Source organism: Mycobacterium uberis (genome assembly GCF_003408705.1).
In the GTDB taxonomy this organism is placed as follows: domain Bacteria; phylum Actinomycetota; class Actinomycetes; order Mycobacteriales; family Mycobacteriaceae; genus Mycobacterium; species Mycobacterium uberis.
Genome location: NZ_QAYL01000011.1, coordinates 13,029 through 26,188, shown reverse-complemented (window position 1 = coordinate 26,188; position 13,160 = coordinate 13,029). Strand labels below are relative to the sequence as shown.

The following is a 13,160-nucleotide window of genomic DNA, read 5'->3' as shown; positions in this document are numbered from 1 at the left end:
TCATGACTATCTCGCTGACCCCGCTGGATCTTTCGGCGATCCGTGACGATTTCCCAATCCTAAAACGTGTCATGCGGGGCGGAAACCAGTTGGTGTACCTGGATTCTGGGGCAACGTCACAGCGCCCGGTGCAGGTGCTCGACGCCGAGCGTAAGTTTCTCGTCACGTCTAACGGTGCGGTGCATCGTGGTGCGCACCAACTGATGGAAGAGGCCACTGACGCCTACGAGCAGGGGCGCGCCGACATAGCAGCATTTGTCGGTGCTGATGCTGATGAATTGGTCTTCACCAAAAACGCCACCGAGTCGCTCAACTTGGTGTCGTATGTCGTTGGTGACAAGCGGTTCGATACAACGGTGGCCGAAGGTGACATCATTGTCACTACCGAGCTCGAGCACCACGCTAACCTTATCCCATGGCAGGAGCTCGCCCGTCGTACTGGTGCGACGTTGCGCTGGTACGGTGTCACCGATTCCGGCCGTATCGACCTAGACTCGCTGCAGCTCGACGAACGCGTTAAAGTCGTTGCGTTCAGCCATCACTCGAATGTGACCGGTGCGGTGGCGCCGGTGCGCGAGATCGTTGCGAGGGCTAAGACGGTGGGTGCGTTGACGGTGCTGGACGCCTGCCAGTCAGTGCCGCATCAGCCGGTCGACTTGCATGAGTTGGACGTCGACTTCGCCGTGTTTTCTGGACATAAAATGTTGGGTCCCAGCGGGATCGGTGTGCTGTACGGGCGTCGTGAGCTGTTATCGGTAATGCCACCATTTCTTACTGGTGGTTCGATGGTCGAGGCAGTTACCATGGAAACCACGACATATGCGCTGGCGCCACAGCGATTTGAGGCCGGTACCCCGATGATTTCCCAGGTGATCGGATTAGCCGCAGCAGCGCACTATCTCGACGCCATCGGGATGGATGCCATCGAAGCACACGAACGCGAATTGGTGGCCGCGGCGGTTGAGGGGTTGTATGGAATCGATGGTGTACGCATCATAGGGCCGACGTCGATGGAGAACCGCGGTTCGCCGGTGTCGTTTGTCGTCGACGGCGTGCATGCGCACGATGTCGGTCAAGTGCTTGACGACGACGGCGTCGCCGTGCGGGTCGGGCACCACTGTACCTTGCCGCTGCATCGTCGATTTGCTTTGGCGGCTACTGTGCGGGCGTCGTTTGCCGTGTATAACAACATCGACGAGGTTAACCGCTTAGTAGCAGGTATACGACGCTCACTGGATTTCTTTGGGAGAAAATGACGTTGCGCCTAGAACAGATCTATCAGGAGGTTATCCTCGATCACTACGAACATCCCCAGCATCGCGGGCTGCGGGAGCCGTTTGATGCGCAAGTTTACCATGTCAACCCGATCTGCGGTGACGAGATCACTTTGCGGGTAACGCTATCCGATGATAGTGTGAGCATAGTAGACATTTCGTATGACGGGCAAGGCTGTTCGATCAGCCAGGCGTCGACCTCTGTGCTTGCCCAACAGGTGATCGGTCAGAGTTTGGTTGACGCACTGGACATCATCTCCGCGTTCACCGAGATGGTGTCCTCGCGTGGAACGATTGAGGGTGACGGAGAAGTCTTGGGCGATGGAGTAGCTTTCGCCGGAGTAGCTAAGTATCCGGCCCGAGTTAAATGCGCGCTACTTGGCTGGATGGCTTGTAAAGATGCGTTGGCGCAAGCCAGCTCGAAAGATGAAACCTTCGAGGAGGTCACGGATGAGCGAAACCACCGCGCCGGATGACGAGTTGCTCGCCGACGTTGAGGAGGCGATGCGCGACGTCGTCGACCCGGAATTGGGGATCAACGTCGTCGATCTCGGACTTGTCTATGGCCTGAGTCTTGAAAAGGGCAACGAAGGAACGGTCGCCCTGATCGACATGACGTTGACGTCGGCGGCTTGCCCGCTGACTGATGTCATCGAAGATCAGTCACGCAGTGCGTTGGTCGGTAGCGGTCTGGTCAGCTGCCTACGGATTAACTGGGTTTGGAACCCGCCGTGGGGCCCGGACAAAATCAGCGACGACGGGCGCGAACAACTGCGCGCCCTCGGCTTTACCGTCTGAAACTTGGGGTGTATGCAGGTTACGCGTGATCGGTCAGAACGCGTCTTCGGAGACGCGCATGATCTCGTCGTCGATGGACTCGATGATGCCGCGCAATGTGGTCAATCTCGGTAGTATGTTCTTGGCCAAGAACGCTGTGGTCGCGATCTTGCCTTGATAGAACGCTGAATCGATTTTGACGTCGTTACCGGTTATAATAGTGGTTAATGTGGCGTGTGCAATATCGGCTTGCACCAGTAATTGCCAACCGATCAACAGATCGCCGACGGCCAGCAGGTAGCGCACTGATCCGAGCCCCACTTTGTGAATATCGGTAGGGTGTTGCGCGGCGGATATGAAGTATCCGGTCAGCGCACCTGTCATCGCCGTGATGTCGTCGAGCGCGGTCCCAAGTAGTTCGGCTTTGGTTTTCAGCGACTCATCACAGTTTTCGATAGTGCGGCTGATCTGAGCTGTCACATGCTGCAATGCTTAACCGTGGTCGCGGAAGATTTTACGGAAAAAAATCCAGCGCCTGGATGGCAGTGATGCCCTCGTAGAGGGAATCAATCTTGACGTCGCGGACGTACTGCTCAATGGGATAATCAGCCAAAAAGTCAGAACCGCCTAGGGTCTGCAGCGACTCTGTCAGGATTTCATAGGCTCGTTCCGAGCCAACCCCTTTAACTATCGGTAGCAGTAGATCGTCCACACGATGCGCCATGGCGGGGGTAGATCACGAAATATGTTGTGCTACAATGGAGTCATTGGTGTGCTCCAGCATAAAGCTAGAACGCCTGCCGACCTTCAGCGTGGGCTTTTTGGGTCATCAGGCTGCGACGCATATCGGGATGGTGCATGATTATGACCTGTGGTGTGGTCTTATCGGCCATCTGGATTAAGTCCGCACCCTGGATCCGTTTCATGGTGTAGGCAAGCGCGTTTAGGTAGCCCGTGGACAGCGTGCCGGTTGACTTGACACCGATCGTCATGCGAGCGTGCATCAATGATGGTGAACATCTACGCGGTCCCATTGTGCACACTGCTGACAAGATAATCAACGGCTGGCACGTCGGTGGTGCCGAAAGTTAACTTGCAAGTGAGGGAGGACTTTAGCCCCATCTTGTGTTCCAACCCGGTAACGAAAACGCCGTTGCGGGATCCGATTTCGAAGGTTGTCGGGGTCGAAAAGATAGTTGGGGACATAGAACAGGCTCAACCTCTTGGTACTCGGACCGGCGCCCTCGGGCCGGGCGGCTACCAGATGGAAGATGTTCTCGGCGGTGTTACCGACGTCTCCGCCGGAGATGAATCGCTTAACATCTTCGAGGTGCCAAGTGCCGTCGGGTTGTTCGACCGCCTTGTTCCGGATTGCGCCCACATCGGAGCCTGTGTCTGGTTCAGTGAGCACCGTGGTGGCCTGCCATCCGCGCTCGATACCCCTTGCTGCCCATTGACGTTGTTGTTCCTTGCCTTCGATGTAGAGTGCATTAGCCATTACTGGACCCAGGTTGAAGAAACACGCTGAGGAATTAGCGCAGTAGATCATTTCGTTGACCGCCTAGGTCAGCGGTGGCGGTGCGGCCATGCCGCCAATCTTCTCAGCCCGACCCAGACACCACCATTCGGCCTCCTTGATTGCTTGCACCGACCTGGCCAACTCAGCGGGCACGCTGATAGTGTGGGTCGTGGGGTCGAACATTGGTGGGTTGCGGTCTGCATATGCGAACGACTTGACAACCGGTCCTTCCGCCAAGCGAGCGGCTTCGGTCAACATCGTTCGCACCGTATCAACGTTGAGATCACCATAGCGTCCAGTGCCGAGAACAGCTCCCAGATTAAAGACCTCGAACAGGTTGAACTCAAGATCGCGGACGTTAGCGATGTAGTGGCCCAATGCTGTTTTTTCCAGTCCCGATAGTCATGCTTAAGTGTGTCCAACGTAGGAAAATGTACGCAACCGTAACTTGGCTCGATACCGTGGCTATCACACTCTTTGCGACCTCTGACGTTGGCCTCGAGAGCTTGGGTGTCGTGATCACAAAAAACAGGTCCTAACCTCCGCTCGTCGCAGCACCTTGAAGCACAGCGTGATCTTGGATCCACGTACCTGTTCGTGCATCAGAATTTTTTGAAGTCACTCATTTTTAGGAGCATTTGCATCGATTATGTACTGATTTCGTCGGTGCTGCAGCCTAGATTGCGCAATGTGTTAGGTCGCTGCTCATGTAGCACGAGGTTGCGCAGCAGTCGAAGCTGATGTTCGTCTGGAGCCAGCTTCTGCACCTCGGATGTTGCGGCATAGGCTGATTCAGCTGCATACCGCAACACGATTGAGATACATGTAGATCTTTGCATCGATACATTTGGTCCCTGTTGAGCGCCCCCACCTGTCCCCTATGAGGTCGCCGGCATGACCTTGGTTTGTCCTCGAAATGGTCACCCACGCCGCTACTTTTGACCGTGATCCCGCCTAAATTCGTCGACCATTAAGCTGACACGCGGCGCTGTGATCGGTGGTTTCGGTGCGCTGAGCTGCTGTCTCGCTGGCGCTGTTTTTGATTGGGTTGACCGCTTAGCTCAACGGTGCGTACGATGCCATATGGTGGTCAATGTTCCTGGTCTACCACCTTAGTGATGGATGAGATTTTGGCCTGGTCCGGTGCACAGGTGTTGCGTAACAAGACCTTCGGCGTCGGTTTGCTGATAGTCGTTGCGGTAATTTGAGCGGTCGTGATTTGATAGATCTTCGACGACGCCTTATTGATCGTGATCTTTGCTACCTCGAATGCGCTCGACGATATTGCTATCAAACACACCGCCGATTCGGTCAAAAGTCTCATTAACCTCACGCTGGATCGAGCCGTCGTGCTCAATAGCGATGACAGTGGGCGGCTGGTGCAGATCACCGACCTGGTGGATGGATGACCGGGTGGTGGTGCGGCCGGGGAAGGATCTCCGCTAATGGCGCCGGAGCGTAAGGGTTCTAAGAGGTCGACCGATGTTCCATCATCGGCGAGTCGATGCCGGTGGTCAAGAGTCGAGATGGTGAGTTGTTCTCGGGCACCGTGAATGGTTCGGGATGTTGTAGCTGGAGGTGACTCGCGATCCGTCCCAGACCATCGTCGTCCGCATTGTGGCTTTGGTGGTCGAGGTTTCCGCCACCAAAGCCACAACTTAGCTCTATCATTGGAAAAATTTAGCACCACTACTCCGCTGGAGTAGTGGTGGCCAACATCGGCTTGATCGCCATTACCTCTGTTGCTGGGTGCCCAATTGCAGCCGGTATTGATGCGCGCTACCACGTACGTGATTGTGTCCTCATCATGCGCTGTCGTATGAGCAAGTATGCTTTCGCTACTGGCGGTGGTCGTCACCGCTGGTCGTTACGGAATACTCGTCGAATCCACAGTCGTTGTCAAACGCTTAGCGGACGCTAGTATCGTTGCCCTCGACAAGTCGAACTGTTGAGCACCGATGCTGTCGATGGCCGGCGATCCCCGCAATTAGCTGCTGTGGCAGAACAATTCAGCCAGCACTCACTGAGACGGGCGATCGTCGAGGAAGCGCGGACTCGCGGCATTGCCATCCCAGCGGCTGACGACTTTCACGCTCTGCCTCGCCGTGGGGCCCACATTAAGCATGGGACATAATGTCGTCGAGGTTTGCAACCCGCACGGTTGCTAAGGAGCGCCGCTAGTGCAACTGGCGTTTATCCTCGATGACGCCATCGTCTTGTTAGATGGCGACGTGGTGGGTGCGCTCGGGCGCACCGATCAGGTTCGTTCCAACACCGCACGTTCCGCTGTCACCGGTGCTGTTAACTGGCGACAACAGAGTAGCAGCCCAACAGGTGGCCGAGCACACCGGAAGTATCGACGTGTGGGCGGCGTTACTGCCGGAGCACAAGATCGAGGTGGTGCGTGGTCTGCAATCCAATGGTCACCGGATGCTCGTCGTTAGCGACGGTGTTAACGATGCCCTTCGCTATGGCTGCGGCTTACAAGTCCGGTCGCGATGGGTGCCGGTGCTGATCTCACGCTGTACACCGCCGACGGTGTCGCCGCCCCCGGTAAATTGCACACCATCCTGACCATAATCGGGTTGTCGCGACAGGCTCGCCGACCCGTGATGGTCAATCTCGCGATCGCGGCCGCCCTTATCACCGTCTTAGTGCTGTTGGACTTGTTTGGGCAGTTACCGTTGCCACTGGGTGTGGCTGGTTACGAAGGATCAGCCATCAGCGCAGTATTCAACGGTATGCGGTTAGTCGCCAACCGTTCATGGCGGGTGGCATCGTCAACAGTGCGTTGACGGCGCATAGTCAGGGAACACGGCGTCGGTGTGCGGCGTTAGGCCAAACGTGACCACACGAGACCTCACTGCTGAGCAGTTCAACGAAACCATCAACGGCAACAACATGGTGCTTGTCGATTTTTGGGCGTCCTGGTGTGGGCCATGTCGAGCGTTTGCGTCGACGTTTCAAGCGTCGTCGGAGAAACACCCTGACATCGTGCACGCCAAAGTAGATACCGAAGCCGAGCAGCAGCTGGCATCGGTAGCCCAGATTCAGTCCATTCCCACTCTGATAGCCTTCAAGAACGGTAAGCTGTTGTTTAAGCAAGCCGGGGCCCTGTCGATGGCGGAGCTGGAGGATTTGGTGCAGCAAATCAGGGCCTTCGACGTCTCCGATTATGGGGTCGCGCCAGCCGAACAGATCTAACCAGTAATGTGCGGGGGCGACGCCCAACTTGGATTTGCCATTACCGTGGGCGGGTGCCTTGCGGGCTAACTTCCAACGGTAACTTTACGTACTTTGTTGACCACCCGCGGTCGGATGTCGCGTTTATAACTTCGCAACCGGTCGGAGCGGATGAACTTCATGGCGTTCAATGCTATTATGGTGCCGGTCAAGAGAGTGCTCGAGAAGATCACTTAAGGCAATTCGGTGCGAGTGGTCGTGCTGACAGGGACAGGCGGCGGCTTTTCGTCGGGTGCCGATCACAAGTTTGCGGGAGCGGTGCCGAACGTCGGCGGATTGACTCGGTCGGTATCTGCGCTGCGCTTCATGGAGCTACTCGACGACGTCGTATTGATGTAATCCATCGGTTGCACCAACGGGTGATTGTCGCGATCACTGTCCCAGCCATCGGTGGTGGGCTACGCTTGGCGCTGGTGACCGCTATCTGGGTGTCCCTATCATTGCCTATTTCCGGGCCGCGGGCATTAACAACCGACTAACCGCCCCCGGACTGGGGCTGAGTTCTATATGGCCCCGGGCCATTGGATCCTTGCGTGTGTTCGCGATCATGCTGATCAGTTGCGATATCATCGCCGAGGAGGCTGAAAGGATCGATCTGATGTCTTTTGTCAAGTTCCGGACGAGCGGCTGCTAGACACCTGTTATGCGATCGCCACGCGGATTGCGGCATTCTCCCAGTGCGGAATCGAGTTGATCAAACGCACATTCTGGACTGGACTAAACACCGCTAGCATAGAAGATTACATGTACGGTGAGGGTCGGGGGCAGTTTTTCGCTTGATGGCTCACCGCCAACTTCGAAGAATCGGTTGTCGCGCATACAGAGAAGCGGCTGGCAGTGTTTTCCGACGACAAGTAACGACAACCAACAAAAAAGGGGAGCGAATGTGATCACTGCCACGGGCCTTGAGGTCCGTGCTGGTGCGCGCATCTTGCTCTCCCGCGATGGCCCGGATTTGCGCGTGCAGCCCGGTGACCGCATCGGGCTGGTTGGGCGCAACGGCGCAGGCAAGACCACCACCTTGCGCATCTTGGCCGGAGAAGTTGAACCGTATGCTGGGTTGGTAACCTCGACCGGCACAATCGGTTACTTGCCGCAAGATCCCAAAGAGGGCAATCTTGACGTGTTCGCCCGCGACCGGGTGTTGTCCGCCTGTGGGTTGGACGTGCTGCTGACCGATCTAGAGAAGCAGCAGGCATTGATGGCCGAGGTTGCCGACGATGACGCACGTGACCGCGCGATCCGCTGCTACGGCCAGCTCGAAGAGCGATTCGTTGCGTTGGGAGGTTATAGCGCCGAAAGTGAAGCCAGCCGGATCTGTGCGAGTCTAGGCTTGCCTGAGCGGGTGCTTACCCAGCAGTTGCACACGTTGTCGGGAGGTCAACGCCGCCGGGTGGAGCTAGCACGCATTCTGTTCGCGGCATCCGCAGGAGGAACTGGGGCTTCCGGCTCGGGAACCACACTGTTGCTCGACGAGCCGACCAACCACCTCGACGCCGATTCGCTTGGCTGGCTGCGGGGTTTCTTGCGGTCGCACACCGGCGGGTTGGTGGTGATCAGCCACAACGTTGAGCTAATCGCCGATGTCGTCAACCGGGTGTGGTTCCTGGATGCCGTGCGCGGCGAGGTCGACATTTACAACATGGGCTGGCAGAAGTACCTTGATGTCCGAGCTACCGACGAGCAGCGCCGCCGCCGAGAACGCGCCAATGCCGAACGCAAGGCCATCGCGCTGCGGACGCAAGCTGCCAAGATGGGTGCCAAGGCGACAAAAGCTGTTGCGGCTCAAAGTATGTTGCGTCGAGCCAATCGTATGATGGCTGCACTCGACGAGGAACGGGTCGCTGAGAAGGTAGCTCGGATCAAGTTTCCTACACCAGCGGCGTGCGGGCGCACGCCGCTGGTGTCCAAGGGACTAAGCAAGACGTACGGGTCCCTCGAAGTGTTCACTGGTGTAGATCTGGCAATCGACCGTGGCTCGCGTGTGGTCGTGTTGGGTCTCAACGGCGCTGGCAAGACCACGCTGTTGAGAGTGCTGGCCGGCGTTGAGAAGCCTGACGCTGGCACGCTGGAACCGGGACACGATTTGCGGATCGGCTATTTCGCGCAGGAGCACGATACGCTCGATAACGAAGACACCGTCTGGCAGAACATCCGGCATGCCGCACCCGAGTCCGGCGAACAGGATCTACGCGGTTTGCTCGGCGCGTTCATGTTCAGCGGTCAACAGCTTGACCAATCGGTAGGTACTCTCTCCGGTGGCGAGAAGACTCGACTTGCTCTCGCCGGTCTGGTGGCATCCGCGGCAAACGTGTTATTACTCGACGAACCGACCAACAATCTCGATCCCGCGTCGCGTAAGCAGGTGCTCGACGCGTTGCGTAGTTATCAGGGTGCGGTGGTATTGGTGACGCACGACCCCGGAGCGGCAGAAGCGCTGGATCCGCAACGCGTCGTATTGTTGCCTGAAGGCACCGAAGACTATTGGTCCGACGAGTATCGGGATCTCATTGAATTAACCTGACCAGTCGAAGGCGGAGTGGCAGGCCTTTTAGACCAAAGTGGCCCTGCCAGGGGCGACGGATTCTTACGCTATGAGCTTAGGATATGTCGATGTGTGGAGACGTAATTAGGAAATCGAAGAAGACGCGCGATGAATTGCTGCATGAGTTGCGGCACGCTTATAAGGGCGGGGCCCGCATCGGCAACATGGTGGTCACCCCGGCAAGTCGTACTAATCCATTCACAGCGTGCTGCGCGAGTCCGGCACCATCATGCGCAGCCGTGGCGGTCCCAATCACCATACTCAGCCGTGATAGATATGGCAATTGTGAACCTCGTGACGCGACATGGTATAGCATCGCGAGGTTTCTATTTGGCGCAAGCTAGTTGTGGCGCAACGAGTTCTCCACCAAATCGAGGACTGCGGATAGCCGTTGCGGGTCTTCGCCGGACGCAAGCCGAGCCACCAATCCGTCGAGCACCAGGTCCAGGTAGCATTGCAGTACGTCGCCCGGAAAATCGTCGCGCACTCTGCCGGTCTGCTTTTGTCCACGCAACCGGTCTGTTGTCGCCGTGGCCAACTCCGCGGAACGGTCCCCACCCATCCACGGCTGAATGCTGGGTCGGTGCGCAACTTACGGGCGATCTCCAACCTGGTGACTAGCCAGTCGCACTGGTTGGGCGCAGCGAGCATGTCACGCATCACCTGAATCAAACCTGCGTGCACCGCGACATCGGCCATCCGCTCAGCATCTTCGTAGGCCAAGGTAAAAAACAGGGTGTCTCTGTCCCGGAAGTGGTGGAAGATTGCACCGCGCGACATTCCGACCGCTTCTTCTAGCCGACACACAATAGCCTTGTCATAGTCATATTCGGCAAAGCAACGGCGGACGCCGTCGAGGATTTGACGGCGACGAGCCGCCAAATGGTCCTCGCTGATCTTAGACACGGGTGACTGAATATTAGGTAGGCTATTTTAGTTGAGATTAGCCCGACTTCAGCATGTTGCGCAGCACGTACTGCAGAATGCCGCCGTTGCGGTAGTAGTCAGCCTCACCAGGGGTGTCAATGCGCACCACCGCGTCGAACATCACGGTGGCTCCTGCAGCCTTGCTGGCCTTGACATGCACCATCTTTGGCGCCTTGCCGTCATTGAGCGCATCGATATTGCTGATATCGAACACCTCGGTACCGTCCAGCCCGAGCGACGAAGCTGACTCACCCTGCGGAAATTGCAGCGGGATCACGCCCACACCAATCAGGTTAGAGCGGTGGATGCGTTCGAATGACTCGGCGATCACCGCTCGGACTCCTAGCAGCAACGTGCCTTTAGCCGCCCAGTCGCGCGACGATCCGGACCCGTATTCTTTGCCTCCGAGCACCACCAATGGAATGTTTTCTGCCGCATAGTTTTGTGCCGCGTCGTAGATGAATGCCTGCGGAGCGCCGGGCTTGGTGAAGTCGCGGGTGTACCCGCCGACAACGTCGTCTAGCAGCCTATTACGCAGTCTGATGTTGGCGAACGTGCCACGGATCATGACTTCGTGGTTGCCGCGCCGCGCCCCGAAGGAATTATAGTCCTTGCGGTCGACGCCGTGCGCGTCGAGGTACTGTGCCGCCGGGGTACCCGGCTTTATGGTGCCGGCAGGGGAGATGTGGTCGGTGGTCACCGAGTCGCCCAGCAGCGCCAACACTCGAGCGCCGGTGATGTTACGCACTGGAGAAGGCTCCGCGGACATTCCCTCGAAGTAAGAGGGTTTGCGCACGTAAGTCGAGTTTGGGTCCCACTCAAAGGTATTGCCGCTCAGTGTTGGCAGGTTACGCCAGCGTTCATCACCCTTGAACACGTCGGCATAGTTCTTGGTGAACATCTCGTGATTGATTGCCGAGGCGATGGTGTCGGCGACCTCTTTTTGCGAGGGCCAGATGTCTTTCAAGTAGACATCCTTGCCGTCTTTATCTGTGCCTAGTGGCTGGCTTTCGAAGTCGAAATCCATTGTCCCGGCCAGTGCGTAGGCGATGACTAGCGGTGGCGAGGCTAAATAGTCCATCTTCACATCGGGGTTGATGCGACCCTCGAAGTTTCGGTTGCCCGACAGCACGGCGGCTACCGAAAGGTCGTTGTCGTTGACCGCCTGTGAAATCTCCTGGGGCAGCGGACCAGAGTTGCCAATACAGGTGGTGCAACCGTAGCCGACCAGATAGAAGCCGAGCTTCTCCAAATATGGCCACAGACCGGACCTCTCGTAGTAGTCGTTGACCACCTGCGAGCCTGGCGCCATCGTGGTCTTCACCCATGGCTTGGAGGCCAACCCCTTTTTGACAGCGTTACGGGCCAGCAGTGCCGCACCCAGCATCACCTCCGGGTTGGAGGTGTTGGTACACGACGTGATCGCGGCGATCACCACCGCACCGTGGTCGAGCACGAACTCACCGAGTTCTTGCGCCTTGACCCGGACCGGGTTGCTCACTCGACCGTCCGCATGTGCGGCAGCGGATTGCATTACAACTTCATCGTTATCGTTGTTGGCGAACAATAGTTGTCCGGTGTTGCTGGCTGGGAATGTCTTCTTAACCACCTCGTCCAGCTTCGAATGGTGCTTATGGGGCAAGCTGCCGGCATAGTTGGGAATCTGCTTGCGGAAGGTGGACTTGGCTTGTGTCAATCTGATTCGATCCTGCGGACGCTTAGGCCCGGCGATTGACGGCACTACGTCGGAGAGGCTTAGTTCGAGATGTTCGGAGAATGCCGGCTCCTGCTTGGGATCATGCCACATGCCCTGCTCTTTGGCGTAGCCCTCGACCAGAGCAACCTGCTCAGGCGTGCGGCCAGTGAACTGCAGGTAGTTAATTGTCTCTTCGTCGATCGGGAAAATTGCTGCAGTGGAACCGAATTCGGGACTCATGTTGCCTAGGGTGGCGCGGTTGGCTAGTGATACCTCGGCTACGCCCTCGCCGTAGAACTCGACGAACTTGCCGACAACGCCGTGCTTGCGCAGCATCTCGGTGACGGTCAGTACGACGTCGGTGGCCGTAACGCCTGGCTGAATCTCACCGGTTAGCTTGAAGCCCACCACTCGCGGGATCAGCATCGATACCGGCTGACCGAGCATCGCGGCCTCAGCTTCGATGCCACCTACGCCCCAACCGAGGACGCCAAGGCCGTTGACCATTGTGGTATGCGAGTCTGTGCCCACGCAGGTGTCGGGGTAAGCGACGCCGTTGCGATTCATCACCACACTTGCCAAATGCTCGATGTTGACCTGGTGCACGATACCGGTGCTCGGCGGCACCACCTTGAAGTCGTTGAACGCGCCTTGCCCCCAGCGCAGGAACTGGTAGCGTTCGCTGTTGCGCTGGTACTCAATTTCAACATTGCGCTCGAATGCGTCGGCACGGCCGAACAGATCGGCGATCACCGAATGGTCGATCACCAAGTCAGCCGGTACCAATGGGTTGACTTTATCCGGGTTGCCGCCGAGATCCCGAACGGTCTCCCGCATGGCGGCCAAGTCGACTATGCATGGCACGCCGGTAAAGTCCTGCATGATCACCCGAGCCGGGGTGTACTGGATTTCGATGTCCAGTTCCGTTTTGGGATCCCAGTTTGCGATCGCCTCGATGTGGTTTTTAATGATGTTGTTGGCGTCTGCATTGCGTAGCAGGTTTTCTGCGAGCACTTTGAGGCTGTATGGGAGTTTCTTAGCATTGGGTACGGCGTCGAGACGGTAGATCTGGTACCTGTTATCGCCGATTTTCAGGGTGTCGCGGGCTGAAAACGAATTCACCGAGCCTTTGCTACTCACATCAACTCCCTGGCATGAAATTCTCCCGCCGACGGGCCG

At 57.3% G+C, this 13,160-nt stretch carries 13 protein-coding genes and 4 pseudogenes; 14 read left to right on the top strand and 3 right to left on the bottom strand.

Annotated features, from left to right (window positions below):
- Positions 1-2 precede the first annotated feature (2 nt).
- Genes MUBE_RS07845 through MUBE_RS07835 form a run of 3 tightly spaced genes read left to right on the top strand, consistent with a single transcriptional unit; the run spans position 3 to position 2,072 of the window.
- Positions 3-1,256 carry a cysteine desulfurase gene (locus MUBE_RS07845; protein WP_116540108.1) on the top strand — a complete coding sequence of 418 codons (1,254 nt, stop codon included), beginning with the start codon at positions 3-5 and terminating at the stop codon, positions 1,254-1,256.
- Entirely contained in the window at positions 1,253-1,750 is a 498-nt protein-coding gene (sufU, locus tag MUBE_RS07840; protein WP_116540107.1) for a Fe-S cluster assembly sulfur transfer protein SufU, read from the top strand. The genes MUBE_RS07845 and sufU overlap by 4 nt, the downstream gene beginning before the upstream one ends.
- On the top strand, positions 1,725-2,072 hold the full coding sequence (locus tag MUBE_RS07835; RefSeq protein ID WP_116540106.1) for a metal-sulfur cluster assembly factor: 348 nt from the start codon (positions 1,725-1,727) through the stop codon (positions 2,070-2,072). The genes sufU and MUBE_RS07835 overlap by 26 nt, the downstream gene beginning before the upstream one ends.
- 33 nt (positions 2,073-2,105) lie before the next feature.
- Here the strand turns inward: MUBE_RS07835 and MUBE_RS07830 are convergent.
- Positions 2,106-3,948, bottom strand: a pseudogene (locus tag MUBE_RS07830) (acyl-CoA dehydrogenase).
- A gap of 698 nt (positions 3,949-4,646) precedes the next feature.
- Here MUBE_RS07830 and MUBE_RS18985 point away from each other — a divergent pair.
- From MUBE_RS18985 to MUBE_RS17740, 11 genes and pseudogenes are all read left to right on the top strand, one after another.
- Positions 4,647-4,778 carry a hypothetical protein gene (locus tag MUBE_RS18985; RefSeq protein WP_279386695.1) on the top strand — a complete coding sequence of 44 codons (132 nt, stop codon included), beginning with the start codon at positions 4,647-4,649 and terminating at the stop codon, positions 4,776-4,778.
- Positions 4,779-4,820: 42 nt separating this feature from the next.
- Positions 4,821-4,979, top strand: a complete 159-nt coding sequence (locus MUBE_RS18980) for a hypothetical protein (RefSeq protein ID WP_279386694.1) — start codon at positions 4,821-4,823, stop codon at positions 4,977-4,979.
- 95 nt (positions 4,980-5,074) lie between these two features.
- Positions 5,075-5,152, top strand: coding sequence for a hypothetical protein (locus tag MUBE_RS20730; RefSeq protein ID WP_481318833.1), 78 nt, complete (start codon positions 5,075-5,077; stop codon positions 5,150-5,152).
- Positions 5,153-5,518: 366 nt separating this feature from the next.
- Positions 5,519-5,704 (top strand): hypothetical protein, encoded by a 186-nt coding sequence (locus MUBE_RS18975; protein WP_279386693.1) that lies wholly within the window; start codon positions 5,519-5,521, stop codon positions 5,702-5,704.
- Positions 5,705-5,750: 46 nt separating this feature from the next.
- Complete coding sequence (locus tag MUBE_RS18970) at positions 5,751-6,014, top strand: hypothetical protein (protein ID WP_279386697.1); 264 nt, start codon at positions 5,751-5,753, stop codon at positions 6,012-6,014.
- Positions 5,905-6,144 (top strand): hypothetical protein, encoded by a 240-nt coding sequence (locus tag MUBE_RS18965; RefSeq protein WP_279386696.1) that lies wholly within the window; start codon positions 5,905-5,907, stop codon positions 6,142-6,144. The genes MUBE_RS18970 and MUBE_RS18965 overlap by 110 nt, the downstream gene beginning before the upstream one ends.
- Positions 6,069-6,365 carry a hypothetical protein gene (locus MUBE_RS18960; protein ID WP_279386692.1) on the top strand — a complete coding sequence of 99 codons (297 nt, stop codon included), beginning with the start codon at positions 6,069-6,071 and terminating at the stop codon, positions 6,363-6,365. The genes MUBE_RS18965 and MUBE_RS18960 overlap by 76 nt, the downstream gene beginning before the upstream one ends.
- A 49-nt stretch (positions 6,366-6,414) precedes the next feature.
- Positions 6,415-6,774, top strand: a complete 360-nt coding sequence (gene trxA / locus MUBE_RS07815) for a thioredoxin (protein ID WP_116540105.1) — start codon at positions 6,415-6,417, stop codon at positions 6,772-6,774.
- Positions 6,775-6,827: 53 nt separating this feature from the next.
- Positions 6,828-7,671: pseudogene (locus MUBE_RS07810) on the top strand (enoyl-CoA hydratase).
- A gap of 28 nt (positions 7,672-7,699) precedes the next feature.
- On the top strand, positions 7,700-9,337 hold the full coding sequence (locus tag MUBE_RS07805) for an ABC-F family ATP-binding cassette domain-containing protein (RefSeq protein ID WP_116540104.1): 1,638 nt from the start codon (positions 7,700-7,702) through the stop codon (positions 9,335-9,337).
- 104 nt (positions 9,338-9,441) lie between these two features.
- Positions 9,442-9,629: pseudogene (locus tag MUBE_RS17740) on the top strand (helix-turn-helix domain-containing protein).
- 69 nt (positions 9,630-9,698) lie between these two features.
- On the opposite strand, the pseudogene MUBE_RS07795 reads toward MUBE_RS17740, so the two are convergent.
- Together MUBE_RS07795 and MUBE_RS07790 are read right to left on the bottom strand one after the other, a co-directional pair.
- Positions 9,699-10,264 (bottom strand): annotated as a pseudogene (locus MUBE_RS07795) (TetR/AcrR family transcriptional regulator).
- 37 nt (positions 10,265-10,301) lie between these two features.
- Positions 10,302-13,121 (bottom strand): aconitate hydratase, encoded by a 2,820-nt coding sequence (locus MUBE_RS07790; RefSeq protein ID WP_116540103.1) that lies wholly within the window; start codon positions 13,119-13,121, stop codon positions 10,302-10,304.
- Between the last annotated feature and the right edge of the window lie 39 nt (positions 13,122-13,160).

What these genes read in the sequence shown, in the direction of transcription:
- MUBE_RS18985 (WP_279386695.1), top strand. Translation starts at nt 4,647, where the DNA reads ATGCCATATGGTGGTCAATGTTCCTGGTCTACCACCTTAGTGATGGAT.
- sufU (WP_116540107.1), top strand. Translation starts at nt 1,253, where the DNA reads ATGACGTTGCGCCTAGAACAGATCTATCAGGAGGTTATCCTCGATCAC.
- MUBE_RS07835 (WP_116540106.1), top strand. Translation starts at nt 1,725, where the DNA reads ATGAGCGAAACCACCGCGCCGGATGACGAGTTGCTCGCCGACGTTGAG.
- MUBE_RS07845 (WP_116540108.1), top strand. Translation starts at nt 3, where the DNA reads ATGACTATCTCGCTGACCCCGCTGGATCTTTCGGCGATCCGTGACGAT.
- MUBE_RS18960 (WP_279386692.1), top strand. Translation starts at nt 6,069, where the DNA reads ATGGGTGCCGGTGCTGATCTCACGCTGTACACCGCCGACGGTGTCGCC.
- MUBE_RS20730 (WP_481318833.1), top strand. Translation starts at nt 5,075, where the DNA reads ATGCCGGTGGTCAAGAGTCGAGATGGTGAGTTGTTCTCGGGCACCGTG.